Below are 17813 nucleotides of genomic sequence, written 5' to 3' on the forward strand. Positions count from 1 at the left end.
AGAAAGCTTTAAAAATTAGCGTCTTAGAATGTTTGTGCTGAAAAATAAGAAGCCAAGCCTTATTTCAAAAAGGCTCGAGCGGCAGTGGGGCATCTTTGTGATTTCAAAAATAAAAATAAAATAGTCGTATTTTTGTTCGAAAAAGAGATGATCCTTGCCCTAGAATTTTGTAGAATCCCCGCCTAATTTTCTTACACATATGATTCATGGCAAAGAACGTTGTGGTACTCGGCACTCAATGGGGTGACGAGGGTAAAGGCAAGGTCGTAGACCTACTCACTGATCGCGCAAAATATGTTGTTCGTTACCAAGGCGGACACAATGCAGGTCACACTCTAGTAATCGACGGTGAAAAAACCGTACTTCACTTAATCCCATCAGGCATCCTACGCGATAATGTTACCTGTATTATTGGTAACGGTGTTGTGCTTAGCCCTGACGCACTAATGAAAGAAATGACTATGCTTGAAGAGCGTGGCGTTCCAGTGCGCGAGCGATTAAAGATTAGTGAAGCTTGTCCGCTTATTCTTCCTTATCACATTGCACTAGACGTAGCGCGCGAAAAAGCCCGCGGCGCAAAGGCAATTGGAACAACGGGTCGTGGTATCGGTCCGGCGTATGAAGATAAAGTAGCCCGTCGTGGATTACGCGTTGGCGACTTGTTTAATGCAGAAGACTTCGCAGCAAAGCTGAAAGAAGTGCTAGACGTGCATAACTTCACGCTTACGCAGTACTATGGCGAAGAAGCAGTAGACTTTGATGAAACCTTAAAAGGTGCAATGGAAGTTGCTGACATTCTTAAAGCAATGGTAGTTGATGTAACTGACGAACTGGACAAAGCACACAATGCTGGCTTACCTATTATGTTTGAAGGTGCACAAGGTACACTTCTAGACATCGATCACGGTACTTATCCTTATGTTACGTCGTCAAACACTACCGTTGGTGGTGTAGCAACGGGTGCAGGCTTTGGCCCACTTAAGCTAGACTACGTACTGGGTATTGTTAAAGCGTACACCACGCGTGTAGGCTCAGGTCCTTTCCCTACTGAACTTGAATGTGAAGTTGGCCAACACTTAGGTGTTAAAGGTCACGAGTTTGGCGCAACCACAGGTCGTAAGCGCCGTACAGGTTGGTTCGATGCGGTTGCAATGAAACGCGCAGTACAAATCAACTCTATTACAGGTTTCTGCTTAACTAAGCTTGACGTACTAGACGGTCTTGAAAGCCTTCAAATTTGTGTAGGCTACAAAGATGCAGACGGTAACGTGAAAGACGTTCCACCTATGGCGGCTGACGGTTATGAAAAAGTGACGCCAGTTTATGAAGAAATGCCAGGTTGGACAGACAACACCTTTGGTGTAACTGAGTTTGAAGCGCTTCCACAAGCAGCGAAAAACTACATTAAGCGTCTTGAAGAGCTAACGGGTGTGCCAGTTGATATCGTTTCAACAGGCCCTGACAGAAACGAAACTATCGTTTTGCGCAGCCCATACGACGCGTAATAGTTACATATTAAATACGTTTGAAAGCCCAGTGTTTACTGGGCTTTTTTGTTTGTATTTTTCGACCTTTTACTTTTATACAATCTTGTTATTGCTTCAACGTTAACTGTCTGTACTTCTTAAGCGTAACGTCAGCCACTTGCACCTAAAATACGAGCTCATTAAACATTAATTAACAATTTAGTTGCGTTGTCTTCGAACATCCCTATTAATATAAGATAGTATCAGTTAAACATTGCGCAGTTTTGCCCGACAACAATCTTAAGATGAACCATAGAATTGTTGCCGTGGGTGTTATGCTATCGGAGCCTTCTTATGCCAAATAGACCTTCTCTTCACGCAGTGGAAACTGGCGTGTGTTTCGTTGACGTTGTTCACAAGCTTAACGACAGTTTCGATACAGGGAAAACCCAGTCCCTGGAATGGCGTAAAAGCCAGTTAAAGGCATTAGAAACTTTACTGAAAGACAACCAGCACGACATTTTACAGGCCCTTAAAAATGACTTGGGCAAATGTAAGACTGAAGCCATGGTGGCGGAACAAGGGTTTCTGCTTTCTGATATCAAGCATACGCTTAAGCACTTGGATAAATGGGCAAAGCCACGCAAAGTATCAACGCCTATGGTGGCATGGCCAGGTAAAAGCTTTCGCAAGCCTGAGCCTCTTGGCACCGTGCTTATCATTGGTGCGTGGAATTACCCGCTTCAGTTATTGCTAGCTCCTTACATTGCTGCTATCGCAGCGGGTAACTGTGCCGTATTAAAACCCTCCGAGCTAGCACAAGAAACATCGTCACTGGTGGCTAAACTTATCCCCCAATATATGGATAATTCATGCGTTGCCGTAATAGAAGGCGGTAAAGATGAAGCAACAGCGCTACTTGCTTGCAAATGGGATCATATTTTTTACACCGGTGGTGAAGTGGTGGGCAAAATTGTCATGAGCGCCGCGGCCAAACATTTAACGCCAGTAACCCTTGAACTTGGCGGTAAGAGTCCTTGCTTTGTTGATAAAAACACAAATCTTGCTGTAACCGCGCGCCGTTTAGTGTGGGGGAAATGGATGAATGCGGGCCAAACTTGTATTGCGCCTGACTATGTTATTGTTGAAAAGGGCTTTGAGCAAAAGCTTATTGATGCGGTTAAAAAAGAGCTGAAAAAGCAATACGGCAAAGCACCTTTATCGTCACGAGATTACGGCAATATCGTTAATCATCGTCACTTAAAGCGTCTTGAAAGTTACCTTGAAAATGTCAATGTGGTGTATGGCGGCGAGCTAGATGAATCTCGTCCAGCAATGGCGCCTACCCTTGTACTGGAGCCATCGCTAGATAGCCCGCTAATGAAAGAAGAGATCTTCGGCCCTATTCTACCTATTATCACTGTCGACAACATGGAGGCGGGCATTAAGTTTGTGAACAGCAGGCCTAAGCCACTCGCACTTTATGCATTTAGTGATAAGGACGATGTGCTTGATAATATTATCAGCAAAACCAGTTCAGGCAGTGTGTGTACTAACGACACTATGCTGTTTATGACTAACCCTGAGTTACCGTTTGGTGGCGTAGGAAATAGCGGCATGGGTAGCTATCATGGCCAAGCTGGGTTTGATACATTCAGCCATATTAAAACGGTAATGAAACGTTCATTCGCACTTGACGTGTTCTTTCGTTATGCGCCGTTTTCTAAGTTTAAGCTGTCGTTGCTTAAGAAGTTTTTATAACAGGAGTTTTCATGGTTCAACCTTTTCATCTTGCCATTCCGGTCACTAACTTAACCGACGCAGAAGCGTTCTACGGTGAGTTGTTGGGTTGTGAAAAGGGCCGCAGTGACACCCAGTGGATAGATTGGAACTTCTTCGGCCATCAATTAGTGACCCATTGTGTAGAGGCTATGCCGTCGCCGCCTGCCTTTAACGGGGTAGACGATCATGCTGTGCCGGTGCCGCACTTTGGCGTTGTGCTAACCATGGACGATTGGCAAGCACTGGCAAGTAAATTAGAGGCTGCCGATACCGAGTTTGTTATCGCACCTTACATTCGTTTTAAAGGAAAGCCGGGCGAACAAGCCACCATGTTTTTCAAAGACCCTTTCGGCAACGCATTAGAGTTCAAAGCGTTCGCCGATATTTCTCAGCTTTTCGCTTCATAATAATCCGGTGTCAGTTGCTCTTTGACGTACATCAAAGCGCAGCTGATACTTAGCTAGCGCTTCTTCTTTTTCGGTTTGAAGCGCTTATATAAAAGCGCAACACCTGTAAGAGTGAATAAAAAGGCGCTGCCCGAAAAAGCAATTAACCACGGCGTGTTAAAGTTACTTCTGTTTTTATAATCCATGATGTGCAGCATCCACATAAAATCAAATAGCCGCCAGGTGTCGGTACGCACGCGCGAGACGCTGCCAGTATTCGGGTCGATATAAAACCGAGTATTGAGCTCGTCATTAAAACTAACCTGCCACAAAGGGGCTGGCAAGTTTTGTACTTCTTGCGGTAGCTCATCTAACCGCTGTGCTGCAACAATGTCACCATTACCTGCATATTGCTCTATTGCTGCTTCTCGCACAGTACTTTCCTGCAGTGCGTCTAATCGTTCACCTGTTAAGGCGCTATAGCGATAATTATTATCGCCATCGACGACATAATAAACAGGGATGGCATCAAGCGAAGATTGTGAGGTATTAACGCGATAGGTGAGAGAAAGCGACGCTGAGCTACTGTGCTCACTTAATATATCTGAAGGGGAGATCGCTGCCTTGTGCCAGGACGTGGTGATGCTTTTTTTTAAGTGGTTACCTCTTACTTCATCTATGGGCAACCAAGCCATGACCAAGCCACTTAAAAACCATAGACCTATTTGTACAAATAGTATTAAGCCCAAGTAATTGTGCGCTTTGCGCATAAATTTCATTATCACGTTTTTTGGTTTTAATGGCAAAAGGCTATAACATCAGAAAACACTAACCGAGTAAATTGATAAAGAGAGTAGTTTTGAAAAAAGCTCTAGTGCTAGTAGACGTACAAAACGTGTATTACACCTGCCGTCAGGCGTACAAACGTAACTTCAATTATAATCAGTTTTGGCGTGAACTTAGCTACATCCTTGATATAACCCATGCTTTTGCATACGCCATCGACAGGGGCGATAGCAAACAGCGTGAATTTCAAAATATTCTTCGCGCCATTGGGTTTGAGGTGAAATTAAAGCCGTTTATTCAGCGCGCCGACGGGTCGGCTAAAGGCGATTGGGATGTAGGTATTACGGTAGATGCGCTAAAACACGCCAATCAGGTTGATGAAATCATTCTGGTGTCAGGTGACGGTGATTTCGATATTTTGGTAAACGCGCTTAAAGAAAAAGGGAAAACCGTAACGGTGTACGGTGTTCCTGCATTAACGGCTGAAAGTATTCAAAAAGTGGCGTCTAAGTACGTGCCTATCGACGCCACGCTGTTGCTGTAGTTTTCAGCTTGTACCTTGTTCAAGGCTGAACTAATAACGCTGAGCCCTCAAAGCTCCACTAATAGTGCTCAGCTAACAGCCCTGTGCTAATAGGGTTGTACTAAGACGGCTGTGTTAATATGGCTGTTCTAATACGGTTGTACTAGGCTTTTACCCCGGCCGCTTTTTTCCGACGCGGCTTCTACACCCTCTTTAGTGCGCTTAATTAAATGTACATCACCAAAGCGACGGTTATCTATGGTATAGCCCATTGCTTTAAGCTCATTTACGGTTGCCTCTGTAAACCCGTCGTGCATACGTATGGTGTCTTTGGGCAGTAGCTGGTGATGAAAACGTGGGGAGTTCACGGCTTCTTCAGCGCTCATATCGTAAAGCAGGGCATTCAATAGCGACTGTGTGACCGACGAAATAATGGTAGTGCCGCCAGGAGAGCCTGTTACCAGAACCACTTGGTCGTCTTTAGTGACCAGCGTGGGTGTCATGGAAGACAGCATGCGTTTGTAAGGTTCAATAGCATTCGCCTCTCCACCCACTGCGCCAAAAAAGTTGGGCACGCCAGGCTTGGCACTAAAGTCGTCCATTTCATCATTCAACAAAAAGCCAGCACCAGTCACAACAACACCGCTACCAAACGTAAGGTTGATGGTCGTTGTATTGGCAACCGCGTTACCCCATCTGTCCATAATAGAGAAGTGTGTTGTATCTTCGCTTTCTTTTAAACCAGGCTTAACGCTTGGGGTATCAGAAATGCTGGTAGGCTGAATATCTGCTGCTCGTTCCGTTATGTAGTTAGTATCTGTGAGCGCTTTTACCGGAACACTAACGAAGTCAGGATCGCCCATGTATTCAGCGCGATCGGCAAACACGCGCTTACCAATTTCTGACATTACGTGAATGTATTCGGTGCTGTTTTGCGCTGGCAAATCGTGCGTTGCGTCATAGGCTTCTAACATGCCAATCCACTGGGCAACGGCAACACCACCAGAGCTTGGAGGAGGTGCTGTAACCAGCTCATAACCTTGCCAGTTTAGGTGAAGAGGTTTGCGCCACACTGCTTTGTAAGCCAGTAAGTCTTCATAGGTAATAAGGCCGCCGTTTTGCTGCATAAAATCAACAATATGCTTTGCAACATCGCCTTTATAAAAGCCATCCTTTCCCTGTTGCTGAATAGCTTTGAGCGTTTTCGCTAGCTCTGGCTGTTTGAAGGTAGCGCCTGCTTTAGCGTGTGCAAAATACTCGCTAAAGTTGTTATTGATACCTGCTTTTTTGGTACGTTCAAGATAGCGACTAATGTTATTAGCCAGCTTTTCGTGAACCACAAAACCTTGCTCGGCTAAATCAACGGCTGGTGCGAGTAGACGCTCCCAATCCAATGTGCCGTATTTTTTATGCGCGGCCCACATACCTGCAACGGTACCAGGAATGCCAGACGCTTTAGCCCCAAACAAAGACTCATACGGTTTTACGTTACCTAGCTCGTCAAGATACATATCGCGATGCGCATTTTCAGGTGCCATTTCACGGTAATCTAAAAAGTCGGTGCTATCTTCAAACTTTATTGTCATAAAGCCGCCACCGCCTACATTACCCGCCTCTGGCAGTGTCACGGCCAACACGAATTGTGCTGTAATGGCTGCATCAATAGCGTTACCGCCTTCTTGAAGTACCTGCATAGCGGCATCGGCACTGTAGCTGTCAGGCATGGCAACGGCCTGTTGGCTAAGCCCTACTGTATTGTTGCTAGCACTATCAACTGGGGGATTTGGCACATGGGAACACGCTGCTACCACAGAAATAAATGCCACTATTACCGAGATAAACCCGACGTTATCTATCCGCTTTTTCATTAAAAACTCCTTGTTACAGACATTGCTAAATCTTTGCGATTAGCAACTGACTTCCAGCAACCTTTAATCAACGGCATTAACCAAGCATGATCAAGCTTGCTACAAAATAAGCAATAAGCGTAAGTGCGCCCGCAAATAGTGCGTAGGGAAACTGAGTTTTAACGTGCGTTAATACGTCAGTACCTGCTGCTAGCGAAGATACGGCAGTAGTGTCGGAAATAGGCGAACAGTGATCACCAAATATGCCGCCCCCCAAGATAGCGCCAATGACCAGTGAAGGGGGTAACCCTAAACTTTGAATCAGCGGCACACCAATAGGAATTAGGATGGCGAATGTGCCCCATGACGTGCCTGTGGTAAACGACATGATCGCTCCGGCAATAAATAGCATGGGAACAATAAGCACTAAAGGAAGATACTCTCCCACTATGCCCGCGACAAACACGCCTGTTCCAAGCACCTTAAGGCTATTGCCTAAGGTTAACGACAATAACACTATGGTAACTAAAGGAAGTAGTTCACCCATCCCTTTAAAACCAATTTCTACCGCTTCCTTGTGGGTAAAACGTTTGTGGATTAAGAGCAGGCCATAGGCAATGGCAGTGGCTAGAGCCGTAGCGTAAAGTACAGATTTGCTCCCGCTGCCTTCAGACAATACGCCATTACCTGTCCAGAACATGAAGCCAACCATGCTTAATACCATTACTATCAGCGGTACCAACATAAAACGTGCCTTGGTGGCAGGTTCAGTAGTTTGGTTAACCTCTAAATGCGTGAGCGCTTTTTCTTCTTCAGCCATGGGGCCGTGCACTTTGTCAGCGGAAATAGTGTAGGCCACTATAAGTAAGGTGAAGATAGCGTAAAAGTTAAAAAATACGCTGCCCCATAAAATTGAGGCTGAGGAAGCTGGTAGCTCGTATGCATCGAGCAGGCTTAGTATAAATGCCCCCCAGCCGTTCAATAAAATCAAAATACAAACGGGCGCGCTGGTGGAGTCGATGATATAGGCTAAGCGCGCGCGGCTCATGCCGAAACGGTCAAACAGACCTCGGGCGAATATACCGGCAGTGAGCACACTTAAGTTTGATTCTATGAATACAGCGATACCAGTGAACATGGTCAAGCCGCCAACTTGTTTGCGACTCTTCGCTACCCCTTTGTTTACTAGAAAGTTGACCGTTGCCGTTACTCCGCCAGAGTCACGTATAAATGCGAGTAACGCGCCCACTAGTACAGAGAAAATAAGCACCCGTGTATTGCCAGGACTCGCGGCGGTATCAACCACGCGCTCTATGGCATTAATGGGCGCCAAATAGCTGCTAGTGATATCAGCATTTACCAAAATTAACGCTTCCGCGCACAAAACAGCCAGCGCTAATGCGAGTATGACTTCTTTTTTCCAAAAGACGACGGCAATTGCCACAAGAGGGGGGATGACTGACATCCAATCCATACTTCTTTCCAAACTTAAATTTATGTGTGCCCAGGACTTGTTGAGCATTGATAAGTTACTACGCTCTTACTTGCCCTATAGGTATGTCTATTTGCGTAAGAGAATGAGTGATTGCAGTTCAAAGTTGGCGAACATGCTTCTCTCATTTATGCTAGCGTACCGTATTGTGCTTCGTGTTACCAAGGATTAGATAAACATTGTTATTCCAGCAAGTTATTTGTAAAAAACGTGCTTCATTGATGGGCCTTAGCGCTATCTTGTCAGGCGTACTCATTTTATTAAGTGCTTCCCTGTTTACTGTTAGCGCAACCGCTCAATCTGGAAGTGCTAACGCTTCGAATAATCCTAAGCCCAGCGCTGATGCAGAAACAATTCGCGCTGTAAAAAACATGCTCGGGCAAAAAATCATTTTGGATTTTCGCTATTTCTGTGAGGACAATACGCCGTCATCGCGCTGCCGTACGCCCATGACCGTAATTCCACCGTCACTTTTAAATGTGCTCAGTACGCACAACATCGGCGGTGTTATTTTGTTTTCAGAGAACATTCAAAATACCGAGCAGTTAATTACGCTCAATTACACTATGCAGCAGCATATGGTAAAAACAGGGCGTCAGCCGTTGTTTATTGCTGTCGATCAAGAAGGGGGCAGAGTAGCAAGGTTGCCTTCAGACATGCTCTCGCCGTTTGCGGGTAACATGGCCATTGGCGCCACTTTTTATCAGCGAGGCAGCGCATTTGCGCAAAGTGTGGCATCGCATATTGGCCAAACGCTTTTACCACTGGGAATAAACACCAATTTTGCGCCGTCGGTTGATGTAAATAGCGAGGCGAAGAACCCGGTTATAAACATACGCAGCTTTTCGGAAAACCCAGAGCAGGTAGCCGCACTCGGACAGACATTTGTCAGTGCTATGCAAAGTACAGGTGTAATGAGTGCTATCAAACATTTTCCAGGCCATGGTGATACCCATGTAGATAGCCACAGTGGCTTGCCGCAAGTAACGCATAGTAAAGCGCAAGCTATGGCGGGAGACATCCTTCCTTTTGCGAATATTATTAATAGTGCAACGCCTCCTGCAATGGTAATGAGTGCACACATTCAGTACCCGTCTTTAGACGATACGACAATTATTGATAAGCATGGTAAGTCACAAATAGTGCCTGCTACTTTGTCGAAGAAGATACTAAGCAATTTGCTTCGCAACCAATTAGGATATCAAGGCCTTATCGTTACTGACGCGTTAGACATGGCAGGTATTACTCAGTTTTTCTCCCATGAAGAAGCATTAGTCAGTGCATTCTGCGCAGGTGCTGACATTGCGCTTATGCCGTTCAGCATAAGAACCCAAGACGACATAAAAAAGTTCGCTTTACTTTTGGATAATGCAGCAAATCGAATGTCGGAAAGCGCTTTCTTGAAAACGTCTCATAATCGTATTATTAAGGCAAAACAGCGCTTTGCTTTGCAAAGTTTTATTTCCAAGCCCATGTCATGGTGGCTCAATGAAGCGAAAGAAAATGCTTCAATGAATAATCCTAACAGTCTGAAAAACCGAGGGATTCAAATTGAGAAAGCGCTTTCCAGGTCGTCGGTATCTGTACTTTTCGGAAAGGATGAGTTGCCAATAACTTCAAATCGCTGGTTGGCGCTTATGCCAGATGCGGCAAGATGTTTAGCATTTGAAGCCGCGCTTACGCGCGCACGTTCCAACTTCAACAATACGACTCTGGGGTTTGCGTGTTTACCGCTGACTGCGTTACCTAAAACCCAGTTAGCAATGAATCTATTAAAACAAGCTGATGTGCTGGTGGTTGGCAATATTAGCCCGCTCCATGCTAACTATGAACTAGGAGGAGTCGATTTACTTGAACATGTGAAACAACGCGCAAGCGAGACTGATGTGATGGCATTTAGCAAAAAAATAATGGTTGCAGCGAAAGCACAGAATAAAACCGTGGTCTTTGCTCCACTGCGCATGCCATACAAAGCGCATGACGTGAAAGAGCTAGCCGATGTTGCTATTGCTACATTTAGTTATGCGGTGAACATTACCCAGCAAAGTGACAAAGAAAATCAGCACGTCACGAGCTATAGTCTTAATGCATTGGTTGATGTATTACTTGGTAGCGCGCTTGCTGAGGGACGTTCACCTGTTTCGTTGAAATAGGTGGCCACGCGAATGCAGAGACCAAAACCAAAGATATTGCCCATTTAAGTGCGAACTAAGAGCCAAGCCAAAAGTCATTTCAAAAGCCAATTCAAAAGGAAGTATCGTGAATACAACAAATACATCAGGCGCTACGCAAACTTCATTAGTCGATACGGTATTAAGTGCGTTGTTCCCTTTTGTTCCGCTCCTTGTCGCTATTGTATTGGTAATAAGTGCGCTCATCGCCCTGCACTACCTTCTGCTAGCCAAGCAAAGCCATCTTACTAGTGAGCAAAAGTTACCTCGCCAAGTAGCAATGTTGGTACTTACTATCATTGGCGCCGTAGTTATCTCGATGACGCTCCCTGTAAGTGAGAGTACTAGAAATCAGGTTATTGCACTTATCGGCGTACTTATATCAGGTGTGATTGCCTTTTCTTCTACCACTATGGTTGGGAATTTGATGGCGGGGATCGTACTTCGTGTAAACCGTCCGTTTAAAGTGGGTGACTTTATCAAGGTAGAAGGCTACAGCGGTCGCGTTACCGAAATGGGCTTACTCGATGTGGAAATTCAGACTGAGAGCAGAGAGCTTATTGCCTTTGCCAATACGCTGATGGTGAATTCGCCCGTTTCTGTGACCAGAGCGTCTGGCGCAATTGTTAGTGTGGATATCAGCTTAGGTTACGATATTCATCACAGCATTATTGAAAAGCACTTACTTGTTGCAGCTGAAAATGCCCAGCTGTCAGAGCCATTTGTACAAGTGGTTGGGCTAGGCGACTTTTCAGTAAGTTATCGCATTTCAGGTTTACTAACTGAAGTGAAGAGTTTGCTGAGCGCGCGCTCAAGGCTTCACAAAGCCGTACTCGACGCTTTGCATAATGTCGATATTGAAATTGTTTCTCCTAGCTTTATGAATCAACGCCCCCAGCCCGACGGTTTGAAAATGATAGCTAAATCGCCTGGACACACTAAACAAAAAGAAGCATCTCCTGAAGACGTTATTTTTGACAAAGCTGAAGAAGCCGAGCAAAAAGAAAAAAGTAAAGAAACGCTGATGCAGACGATCGCCGATATTGATGCAAAAATCGCTGAGAGTGACGGTGAATACAGAGATGAGCTTAAACATCAAAAAGCCACCGCTGAAGCTCAGCTCGCAGCTTTGGTAAAAACAAAAAATGAAGAAGGTTAGTTTTTACTAACTTTTTAAATTTCATTAAGCATGGATTTGTGGGGGTGTGAGTGTTTACTTACATATTGTGTGGTAAGTTAGCATCGCTAACGCTTCCTCCACATTTACCTTGATAAGATACCTCAAATCCTCAAGGCGTTTATCTGTACATCAATCCGTGTCTTCGTAAAGCAGGTATGCTTTTCGTTTTTCTCTAAATTTGCTTAACTCTTTCTGCCAACTCTGGCGAATTTCTGCAGGCGTTTTACCGGCTTGAATTTGATATCGTAGCGTATCGGTACCCGCTAATTTGTCGAAGAAATCTGGGCGAGTAAAAAAGGTTTCTTCAGAGCCACCATTGGTGCTGACTATCTTGTTATATCCAGAAAAACGAGAATAGGCATCTATCAATGTAGCGATATCTAAGCCACTAATAGGTGAGTGCTTGTGATTTGTTTGCTTTAAGTCAGAGCCTTCCAAGATCGTAGGATCAGCATAAGAAAAGATATGTGCACTTAGCAGGGTATTTTCATGTTTAGGGTGGGGCGCTGCACTATTTCCATTTACCGGTATCTTGGTTTTACCAAACTCAACAAACGGGTGGCCAATAAGTTGAAAAGGAAAGTCAGTACCGCGGCCTATACTCACGTCGGTGCCCTCAAAAAAACACAGCGTTGGGTAAAGGCGTATTGATAAATCGTTTGGCAGGTTAGGGCTAGGCGCTACGGGCAGTGAATAATGTGCAGTGCGTTGATAGTCCTGCACTGGGACAACGGTAAGCTTAGCGTTGTCATAACTGCTCGTATCAATATCTAACCACTGTTCCCCCACAATCATTTGAGCAAGCTCGCCCAAGGTCATCCCGTGTAAGACGGGAATAGGGTGCATGCCAATGAATGACGAGAATTCAGACTGTAGTACTGGGCCGTCAACATAACGGCCGTTAGGATTTGGCCTATCTAATACGATAACGTCGATATTATGCGCAAAGGCCGCCTCCAACACATAGTGCAATGTGCTTAAATAGGTGTAAAAGCGTACCCCTACATCCTGAATATCGAAAACAATCACATCGATGCCATCCAACATGGCGGGGGTAGGCTTTTTGGTTGCGCCGTAAAGGGAGTGAATAGGTAAACCGGTTTTAGCATCAATATTGCTATCTACCTTTTCGCCGGCGCCTTTGTCTCCTCTAAATCCGTGCTCCGGCGACATAATACTTACAACATTAACACTGCGTTGAAGTAGAGCATCAAGCAGATGCTGATTGCGCTGGCTTGTCTTTATCTTATTTAATTGTTTAGCCAAGCTGTCGCTTGATTCGCGCTCTACAGGCTCAATCGTGCTAGAAGGCAATGCGCTATGGCTGGAAACCAACGCGCTTTGGTTTACCACTAAACTAACCCGTTTACCTGCTAGCAAGGGCAGGTATTTTGAATAGCGTTCAGCGCCTAGAATAAACTGCTTAGTGCTTGATACGGGCTGCTTATCCCCTAGTGTAGGCTGCTTTTCTATTAACGTAGGATACTTCGCTTTGCCACCTGTGTCACTTGTATATACATGTGTAGATAAGCCTTGCTGTGCACAGCCGTTAAGCGATAAGCTAATTAGTGCAATAGAGATTACTGCAATGAATGCGCTCGACGTTAGGCGTCTAAATACATTGCTCAATGTGACCGAAGTTAAAACCTTCATAGCATTAGTTTACCGTGGTTATTCGCTTTTATTCACGGCGGAACGTAAATACCCACCGCTAGCATCTAATTGAGCGGCGGCCTGCTCGGCAGATTGCCCAGTTAATACCATTAAAATAGCAACTTTAGCTTTGTTATTGCACGCACTAAGCGCAGCTAAAGCAGCATTTTCACTGCAGTCCGTAGCCTGCATAACGATGCGAAGCGCACGGGCTTTTAGTTTTTCGTTAGTGGCATTCACATCTACCATTAAGTTTTGATAGGTCTTCCCCAGCTTAATCATGGTGCTGGTGCTAATCATATTGAGTATGAGTTTTTGCGCCGTACCCGACTTCATGCGCGTACTGCCAGTAAGTGCTTCAGGGCCAACAACTGGGCATATAGCTACATCAGCATGGGTAAAAATAGCGGCGTTAGGGCTACATGCAATAGCGCCAGTAAAGCAGCCAAGCGAACGGGCATATTCCAGTGCGCCACTTACATAGGGTGTACGACCGCTTGCCGAAATACCAATAACGGTATCGTTGTGGTTTAAGGACAACGCTACAAGGTCAGCACGCCCCGCGTCGACGTCATCTTCTGCACCTTCTACGGCGTGCTGAATGGCTTTTTCACCGCCAGCTATTACGCCAACAACCAGTTCATCAGGTACGCTAAACGTGGGGCGGCACTCTACCGCATCAAGTATGCCAAGCCTGCCGCTGGTCCCTGCACCTATATAGATAAGTCTGCCACCATTTTTAATGCTAATGGTTGCAGCATCCACCGCTTTTCCAATTTGTGGAATTTGCGAGGTAACTGCGTTTGCCACTTTCGCGTCTTCGTTGTTAATACGGGCAAGAATGCCTTCGGTGCTTAGCGTGTCTATATCGAGGGTGTCTGGGTTTCTGCCTTCTGACACAATTTTATTCAGTGATTGGGCTAATTCGTTAACGGTGGGTTTATTACCTGCCGCTTGATTGTCAGTACTGACTGTATTTTTAATACTGGCGTTGGCGGACGATTCTGAAGTAGAAGGATTGTGCGAAGACATTGAAAACCTTGGGGCAACGAAATTGTGATAATGAGCTAGCGCAAAGCATAACGGTATTTTATGCCATAAGAAACCTTGCGTTAGATGGTACGTTTTTCATTATTAATCCTGCGCAGCTAATACGCTTCTCGTGGTACACTTTGGCTTTCGACATTCTTTCTCATTAAACATTTAAGGAACGTGTTTTTCTGTGAGCCGACAAACGCAAGCTATCATTCATGCTGACGCCCTTTTACATAACTTTAAAGCTCTTGCTGCTTTAGCGCCCTCAAGTCAGTCTATGGCGGTAGTAAAGGCCGATGCTTATGGTCATGGAGCAGTAAATGTAGCGCGCATTCTTCAGCATGTTTCTTCGCGTTTTGCCGTAGCCATAATTGAAGAAGCCATTGCGCTTCGCGACGCGGGAATTACTGCGCCTATTGTGGTGTTAGAAGGGGCACATCAGGCAAAAGAATGCCAAATGGCGTTTCAGCATAACTGTATATTAGTTATGCACTGCGAAGAACAGCTTACGTGGTTAGAAAGCTGCCCCGAACAGCAGCGCCCGCATATTTGGCTTAAAGTGGATAGCGGAATGCACCGGTTGGGATTTGCCCTTTCCGATATCGAAGGGATTGCTGCTAAGTACAATCATTTACTTAGCGAGCAAACGGTTATTGCTACGCACTTTGCGTGCGCTGACGATGTAGATAATAATTTTACCAACACGCAAATCGATGCGTTCAATCAAGTCGCGAGTAAACTGGGCTTGCCAACCAGCGTGGCTAATTCTCCCGCCACGGTAAACTGGCCTGCAAGTCGAAATGCTTGGAACCGTTTAGGTGTGGGGGTTTATGGCGGTGCCGTTTCTACCTCACAAAATCTCGACATTGAAATCTACCCTGCCATGACACTTCGCTCCAGTGTATTAGCGGTACGAACCATACCGGCAGGCGAGGGAATTGGTTATGGTCAAACCTGGGTAGCAAGTAAGCCCAGCAAAATTGCAACCGTAGGCATTGGTTATGCCGATGGCTATCCAAGGCACTGCAAAAACGGTACGCCGGTAATGATAAGAGGTAAACGCGCCTATTTAGCTGGCCGCGTTTCTATGGACATGATCACAATCGATGTAACTCATATCGACAACGTCGCGGTGGGCGATGAAGTTGAACTCTGGGGGCAGAATGTGCCAATTCAGGAAGTTGCGGCTAATGCTGGCACTATCGACTACGAATTAATGACCCGCGTTTCTCAACGCGTGCCGCGCATTGTAAAATACCTTTAACTTTCAAAGCAGTGCCAATTTGGCCAATCTTTATATAAGTTTTAATAAAGCACTATTCATTAAAAGAATGAGACTTTTACCCCCATTTTGAGCCTATACTGTAGTGGCTTTGTTGCGGGATTGCGGTGAATGTTTCGCCTCCAACTGTGCTGAGCAACAACTCATAAGTGAGGTTTGTATGCGTACTTCGTTTTCTCGTCCAAGAGTGAACCGTGGAGTAGTAAGTCGACCGTCAAGACCTGTTCAGAAGAAGCAATAGGTTTGTTGTAGGCGTCTAGGAATACAAATAAAAGATACAAGAAAGCCCGGTTAGGTTGTGCCTAACCGGGCTTTTTATTTGTTGCCCTAATCATCGCTGCTGTCTCTTTTTGAGAGGAGTAACAGCGAAAATTTATGACCGAATGGCAAAGACTGGCTGAGTAAATTTAGCCGTTTTGTGCGCGAAGCTCGCTGTCTAAGCACTGTTCTAGGCTGTTTTCAGCACGATTATCCATGTGATTGGTATCGGCATTGTTTGACTCAGCGTTTGCCTTTTTTGACTCAGCGTTTGCCTTTTTTGATTCAGATTCGCCTTGCACTGGGAAGTAACGCTCTGGTCTATGGTTAAGCGAAATAACCATGTTCAAACAAAATGCCGCTAAAATTGAAATTAGCACTAAAGGCCAAGCGATGAAAAACAGAGCACTAAGTAATATGCAGCTATCTACGGTTAGCTGGAATGTACCGGCTCTAATATTAAAACGCTGTTGTAAATAGAACGCCATAATACCAACGCCACCAAGGCTTGAGCTATGACGAAACATCATCAGCATACCTACACCAATTAGAATACCGCCAAATACCGCCGCGAAAAATGGATTTACGTGGCTAATATCCACGAACGCTGGAATTTGCTCAGTTAGTACAGAAACCGTGGTGACGGATATAAAGGTGTTAATGGTGAAACGCTTGCTAATTTGCGTCCAAGCTAGGGTGTAAAACGGTAAGTTAATCAGAAAGAATAGCAAGCCGAAGTCCATATCTACGGCATAAGTACCTAACAGCGCTAAGCCTGCCGCGCCACCTACCATTAAGTCTTGAGACTGAAATAAGTATACGCCAAAAGCAACAAACAAGCCGGCGCTTATCAGGGCGAAAACATCCTCGATGACACTGTGTTTTGTTTTTTGCATAAGAAAAAGTTTGCGTTAAGAAGACACCGCGTAATTATACGTTTACAACACAGTAGGTTACAGCGAGATGAAAAGTTAACTCGGTGCGATAAATGGCGGAAGGTAAGTTTGCCTTTACGACTTTTAGCGCACCGGTGAATAGGGTGTTGCGTCGATGTAAACGTTGCACCAACCTGGTTCACATAAAACGCAAAAAGTAGAGGAAGCTGCTAGGGAGTCTGGTTACTCAACAATAGAGAATACAACGGTATCTTGCTTATTAAACTCTACACTGCATTTCATAATGCCCAAGTGTAGAGGGCTATATGCTTCGATTTTGCTGCCATTTGCAACAAACTCTGTATCCCACAACAATAAGTTTGCAGTATCTAGCTGGCGTTCGACACTTTTTTTCGATACGCCAGGCGTAAAATTATCGCAGAGAATTATGACTTCGCGCCTTGCTTCTATCCAATAAAACGTTGTAGTGATCAACAGTGCTATTGCCGCTATTGCAACAACATCAGCAATAATGGAACGCTTCATGGCCTGCACGTGCTACTTCTCCTCTACTTCCTTACACTATTCACTTAAAGCCTTGCTGCAAAGAATATTGCAACGACAAGGCGCACTTATATAAAGTGCAATTAGGTGGTTTGGATCAAATCCCACTTATTGCCAAACTTATCTCTAAAGATGGCTACCGTACCATACACTTCTTCCCGAGGGGTTTCTAAAAATGTCACCCCTTTGCTTTGCATGGCATTGAAGTCGCGCCAGAAGTCGTCAGTATTCAAAATTAAAAATACTTTATCGGCGGCTTGGCTGCCAATGAGTGCCATTTCTGTGTCATTTTTTGCTTGCGCCAACAACAAGCTCGTAGCACTGTGTGGTGGGGTTACCAGAACAAAACGCGAGTTTTCGCCGGTTACTTTGTCTTCGGTTAAGGTAAAGTTTAAAACCGTGGTGAGGTATTCAATGGCACTGTCGTAGTCGTCTACAAGAAAAGTAATGGCCGAGAGGTTTTGCGTCATAAATCAGGATCACTTTGAAAGTTAAGCTAAGTTAGCTGCGCAT

The 17813-nt window shown here is 45.1% G+C and carries 15 protein-coding genes; 7 read left to right on the forward strand and 8 right to left on the reverse strand.

Going from position 1 to position 17813, the window contains the following annotated elements; genetic code table 11:
- The first annotated feature begins 206 nt into the window (after positions 1-206).
- From AC27KT_RS16565 to AC27KT_RS16575, 3 genes are all read left to right on the forward strand, one after another.
- Positions 207-1505, forward strand: a complete 1299-nt coding sequence (locus AC27KT_RS16565; protein ID WP_014948109.1) for an adenylosuccinate synthase — start codon at positions 207-209, stop codon at positions 1503-1505.
- A 315-nt stretch (positions 1506-1820) separates the two neighbouring features.
- Positions 1821-3227: an aldehyde dehydrogenase family protein gene (locus tag AC27KT_RS16570; RefSeq protein ID WP_487131792.1), complete on the forward strand. Its 1407-nt coding sequence runs from the start codon at positions 1821-1823 to the stop codon at positions 3225-3227.
- An 11-nt stretch (positions 3228-3238) separates the two neighbouring features.
- The gene (locus AC27KT_RS16575) at positions 3239-3655 is read left to right on the forward strand and encodes a VOC family protein (protein ID WP_342325114.1); all 417 of its coding nucleotides are present in this window, start codon (positions 3239-3241) and stop codon (positions 3653-3655) included.
- A gap of 53 nt (positions 3656-3708) precedes the next feature.
- Here AC27KT_RS16575 and AC27KT_RS16580 read toward each other — a convergent pair whose 3' ends face one another.
- A complete protein-coding gene (locus AC27KT_RS16580) occupies positions 3709-4329 on the reverse strand; it encodes a PepSY domain-containing protein (RefSeq protein WP_487131794.1) in 621 nt (206 codons plus the stop codon).
- A 164-nt stretch (positions 4330-4493) separates the two neighbouring features.
- Between AC27KT_RS16580 and AC27KT_RS16585 the strand changes: the two genes are divergently transcribed.
- The gene (locus AC27KT_RS16585; protein ID WP_487131796.1) at positions 4494-4964 is read left to right on the forward strand and encodes a LabA-like NYN domain-containing protein; all 471 of its coding nucleotides are present in this window, start codon (positions 4494-4496) and stop codon (positions 4962-4964) included.
- A gap of 128 nt (positions 4965-5092) precedes the next feature.
- On the opposite strand, the gene ggt is transcribed toward AC27KT_RS16585, so the two are convergent.
- Both ggt and AC27KT_RS16595 read right to left on the reverse strand, forming a co-directional pair.
- Positions 5093-6811 carry a gamma-glutamyltransferase gene (gene ggt / locus AC27KT_RS16590; protein WP_487131798.1) on the reverse strand — a complete coding sequence of 573 codons (1719 nt, stop codon included), beginning with the start codon at positions 6809-6811 and terminating at the stop codon, positions 5093-5095.
- 76 nt (positions 6812-6887) lie between these two features.
- On the reverse strand, positions 6888-8264 hold the full coding sequence (locus AC27KT_RS16595; RefSeq protein ID WP_487131800.1) for a Na+/H+ antiporter NhaC family protein: 1377 nt from the start codon (positions 8262-8264) through the stop codon (positions 6888-6890).
- Between the two features lie 197 nt (positions 8265-8461).
- Here AC27KT_RS16595 and AC27KT_RS16600 point away from each other — a divergent pair, with 197 nt between their 5' ends.
- Together AC27KT_RS16600 and AC27KT_RS16605 are read left to right on the forward strand one after the other, a co-directional pair.
- The gene (locus tag AC27KT_RS16600; protein ID WP_487131802.1) at positions 8462-10435 is read left to right on the forward strand and encodes a glycoside hydrolase family 3 N-terminal domain-containing protein; all 1974 of its coding nucleotides are present in this window, start codon (positions 8462-8464) and stop codon (positions 10433-10435) included.
- Positions 10436-10541: 106 nt separating this feature from the next.
- Positions 10542-11612, forward strand: coding sequence for a mechanosensitive ion channel family protein (locus tag AC27KT_RS16605; protein WP_487131804.1), 1071 nt, complete (start codon positions 10542-10544; stop codon positions 11610-11612).
- A 150-nt stretch (positions 11613-11762) separates the two neighbouring features.
- Here AC27KT_RS16605 and AC27KT_RS16610 read toward each other — a convergent pair whose 3' ends face one another.
- Together AC27KT_RS16610 and murQ are read right to left on the reverse strand one after the other, a co-directional pair.
- Complete coding sequence (locus AC27KT_RS16610; protein ID WP_487131806.1) at positions 11763-13286, reverse strand: exo-beta-N-acetylmuramidase NamZ family protein; 1524 nt, start codon at positions 13284-13286, stop codon at positions 11763-11765.
- A gap of 18 nt (positions 13287-13304) precedes the next feature.
- On the reverse strand, positions 13305-14318 hold the full coding sequence (murQ, locus tag AC27KT_RS16615) for an N-acetylmuramic acid 6-phosphate etherase (protein WP_487131808.1): 1014 nt from the start codon (positions 14316-14318) through the stop codon (positions 13305-13307).
- A gap of 190 nt (positions 14319-14508) precedes the next feature.
- Here murQ and alr point away from each other — a divergent pair, with 190 nt between their 5' ends.
- Positions 14509-15585 (forward strand): alanine racemase, encoded by a 1077-nt coding sequence (gene alr / locus AC27KT_RS16620; protein ID WP_487131810.1) that lies wholly within the window; start codon positions 14509-14511, stop codon positions 15583-15585.
- Between the two features lie 425 nt (positions 15586-16010).
- On the opposite strand, the gene AC27KT_RS16625 is transcribed toward alr, so the two are convergent.
- The 3 genes from AC27KT_RS16625 to AC27KT_RS16635 form a co-directional block, all read right to left on the reverse strand.
- Entirely contained in the window at positions 16011-16757 is a 747-nt protein-coding gene (locus tag AC27KT_RS16625; RefSeq protein ID WP_487131812.1) for a YitT family protein, read from the reverse strand.
- Between the two features lie 222 nt (positions 16758-16979).
- The gene (locus AC27KT_RS16630) at positions 16980-17291 is read right to left on the reverse strand and encodes a hypothetical protein (protein ID WP_014948122.1); all 312 of its coding nucleotides are present in this window, start codon (positions 17289-17291) and stop codon (positions 16980-16982) included.
- Positions 17292-17383: 92 nt separating this feature from the next.
- Entirely contained in the window at positions 17384-17770 is a 387-nt protein-coding gene (locus AC27KT_RS16635; RefSeq protein WP_487131815.1) for a VOC family protein, read from the reverse strand.
- Positions 17771-17813 lie beyond the last annotated feature (43 nt).

This window comes from Alteromonas sp. 5NW40-0090, from assembly GCF_057552975.1.

Coding starts and splice junctions, on each gene's coding strand:
- AC27KT_RS16570 (WP_487131792.1), top strand. CDS start 1,821: ATGCCAAATAGACCTTCTCTTCACGCAGTGGAAACTGGCGTGTGTTTC.
- murQ (WP_487131808.1), bottom strand. CDS start 14,318: ATGTCTTCGCACAATCCTTCTACTTCAGAATCGTCCGCCAACGCCAGT.
- ggt (WP_487131798.1), bottom strand. CDS start 6,811: ATGAAAAAGCGGATAGATAACGTCGGGTTTATCTCGGTAATAGTGGCA.
- AC27KT_RS16635 (WP_487131815.1), bottom strand. CDS start 17,770: ATGACGCAAAACCTCTCGGCCATTACTTTTCTTGTAGACGACTACGAC.
- AC27KT_RS16575 (WP_342325114.1), top strand. CDS start 3,239: ATGGTTCAACCTTTTCATCTTGCCATTCCGGTCACTAACTTAACCGAC.
- AC27KT_RS16595 (WP_487131800.1), bottom strand. CDS start 8,264: ATGGATTGGATGTCAGTCATCCCCCCTCTTGTGGCAATTGCCGTCGTC.
- AC27KT_RS16625 (WP_487131812.1), bottom strand. CDS start 16,757: ATGCAAAAAACAAAACACAGTGTCATCGAGGATGTTTTCGCCCTGATA.
- AC27KT_RS16610 (WP_487131806.1), bottom strand. CDS start 13,286: ATGAAGGTTTTAACTTCGGTCACATTGAGCAATGTATTTAGACGCCTA.
- AC27KT_RS16565 (WP_014948109.1), top strand. CDS start 207: ATGGCAAAGAACGTTGTGGTACTCGGCACTCAATGGGGTGACGAGGGT.
- AC27KT_RS16580 (WP_487131794.1), bottom strand. CDS start 4,329: ATGGCTTGGTTGCCCATAGATGAAGTAAGAGGTAACCACTTAAAAAAA.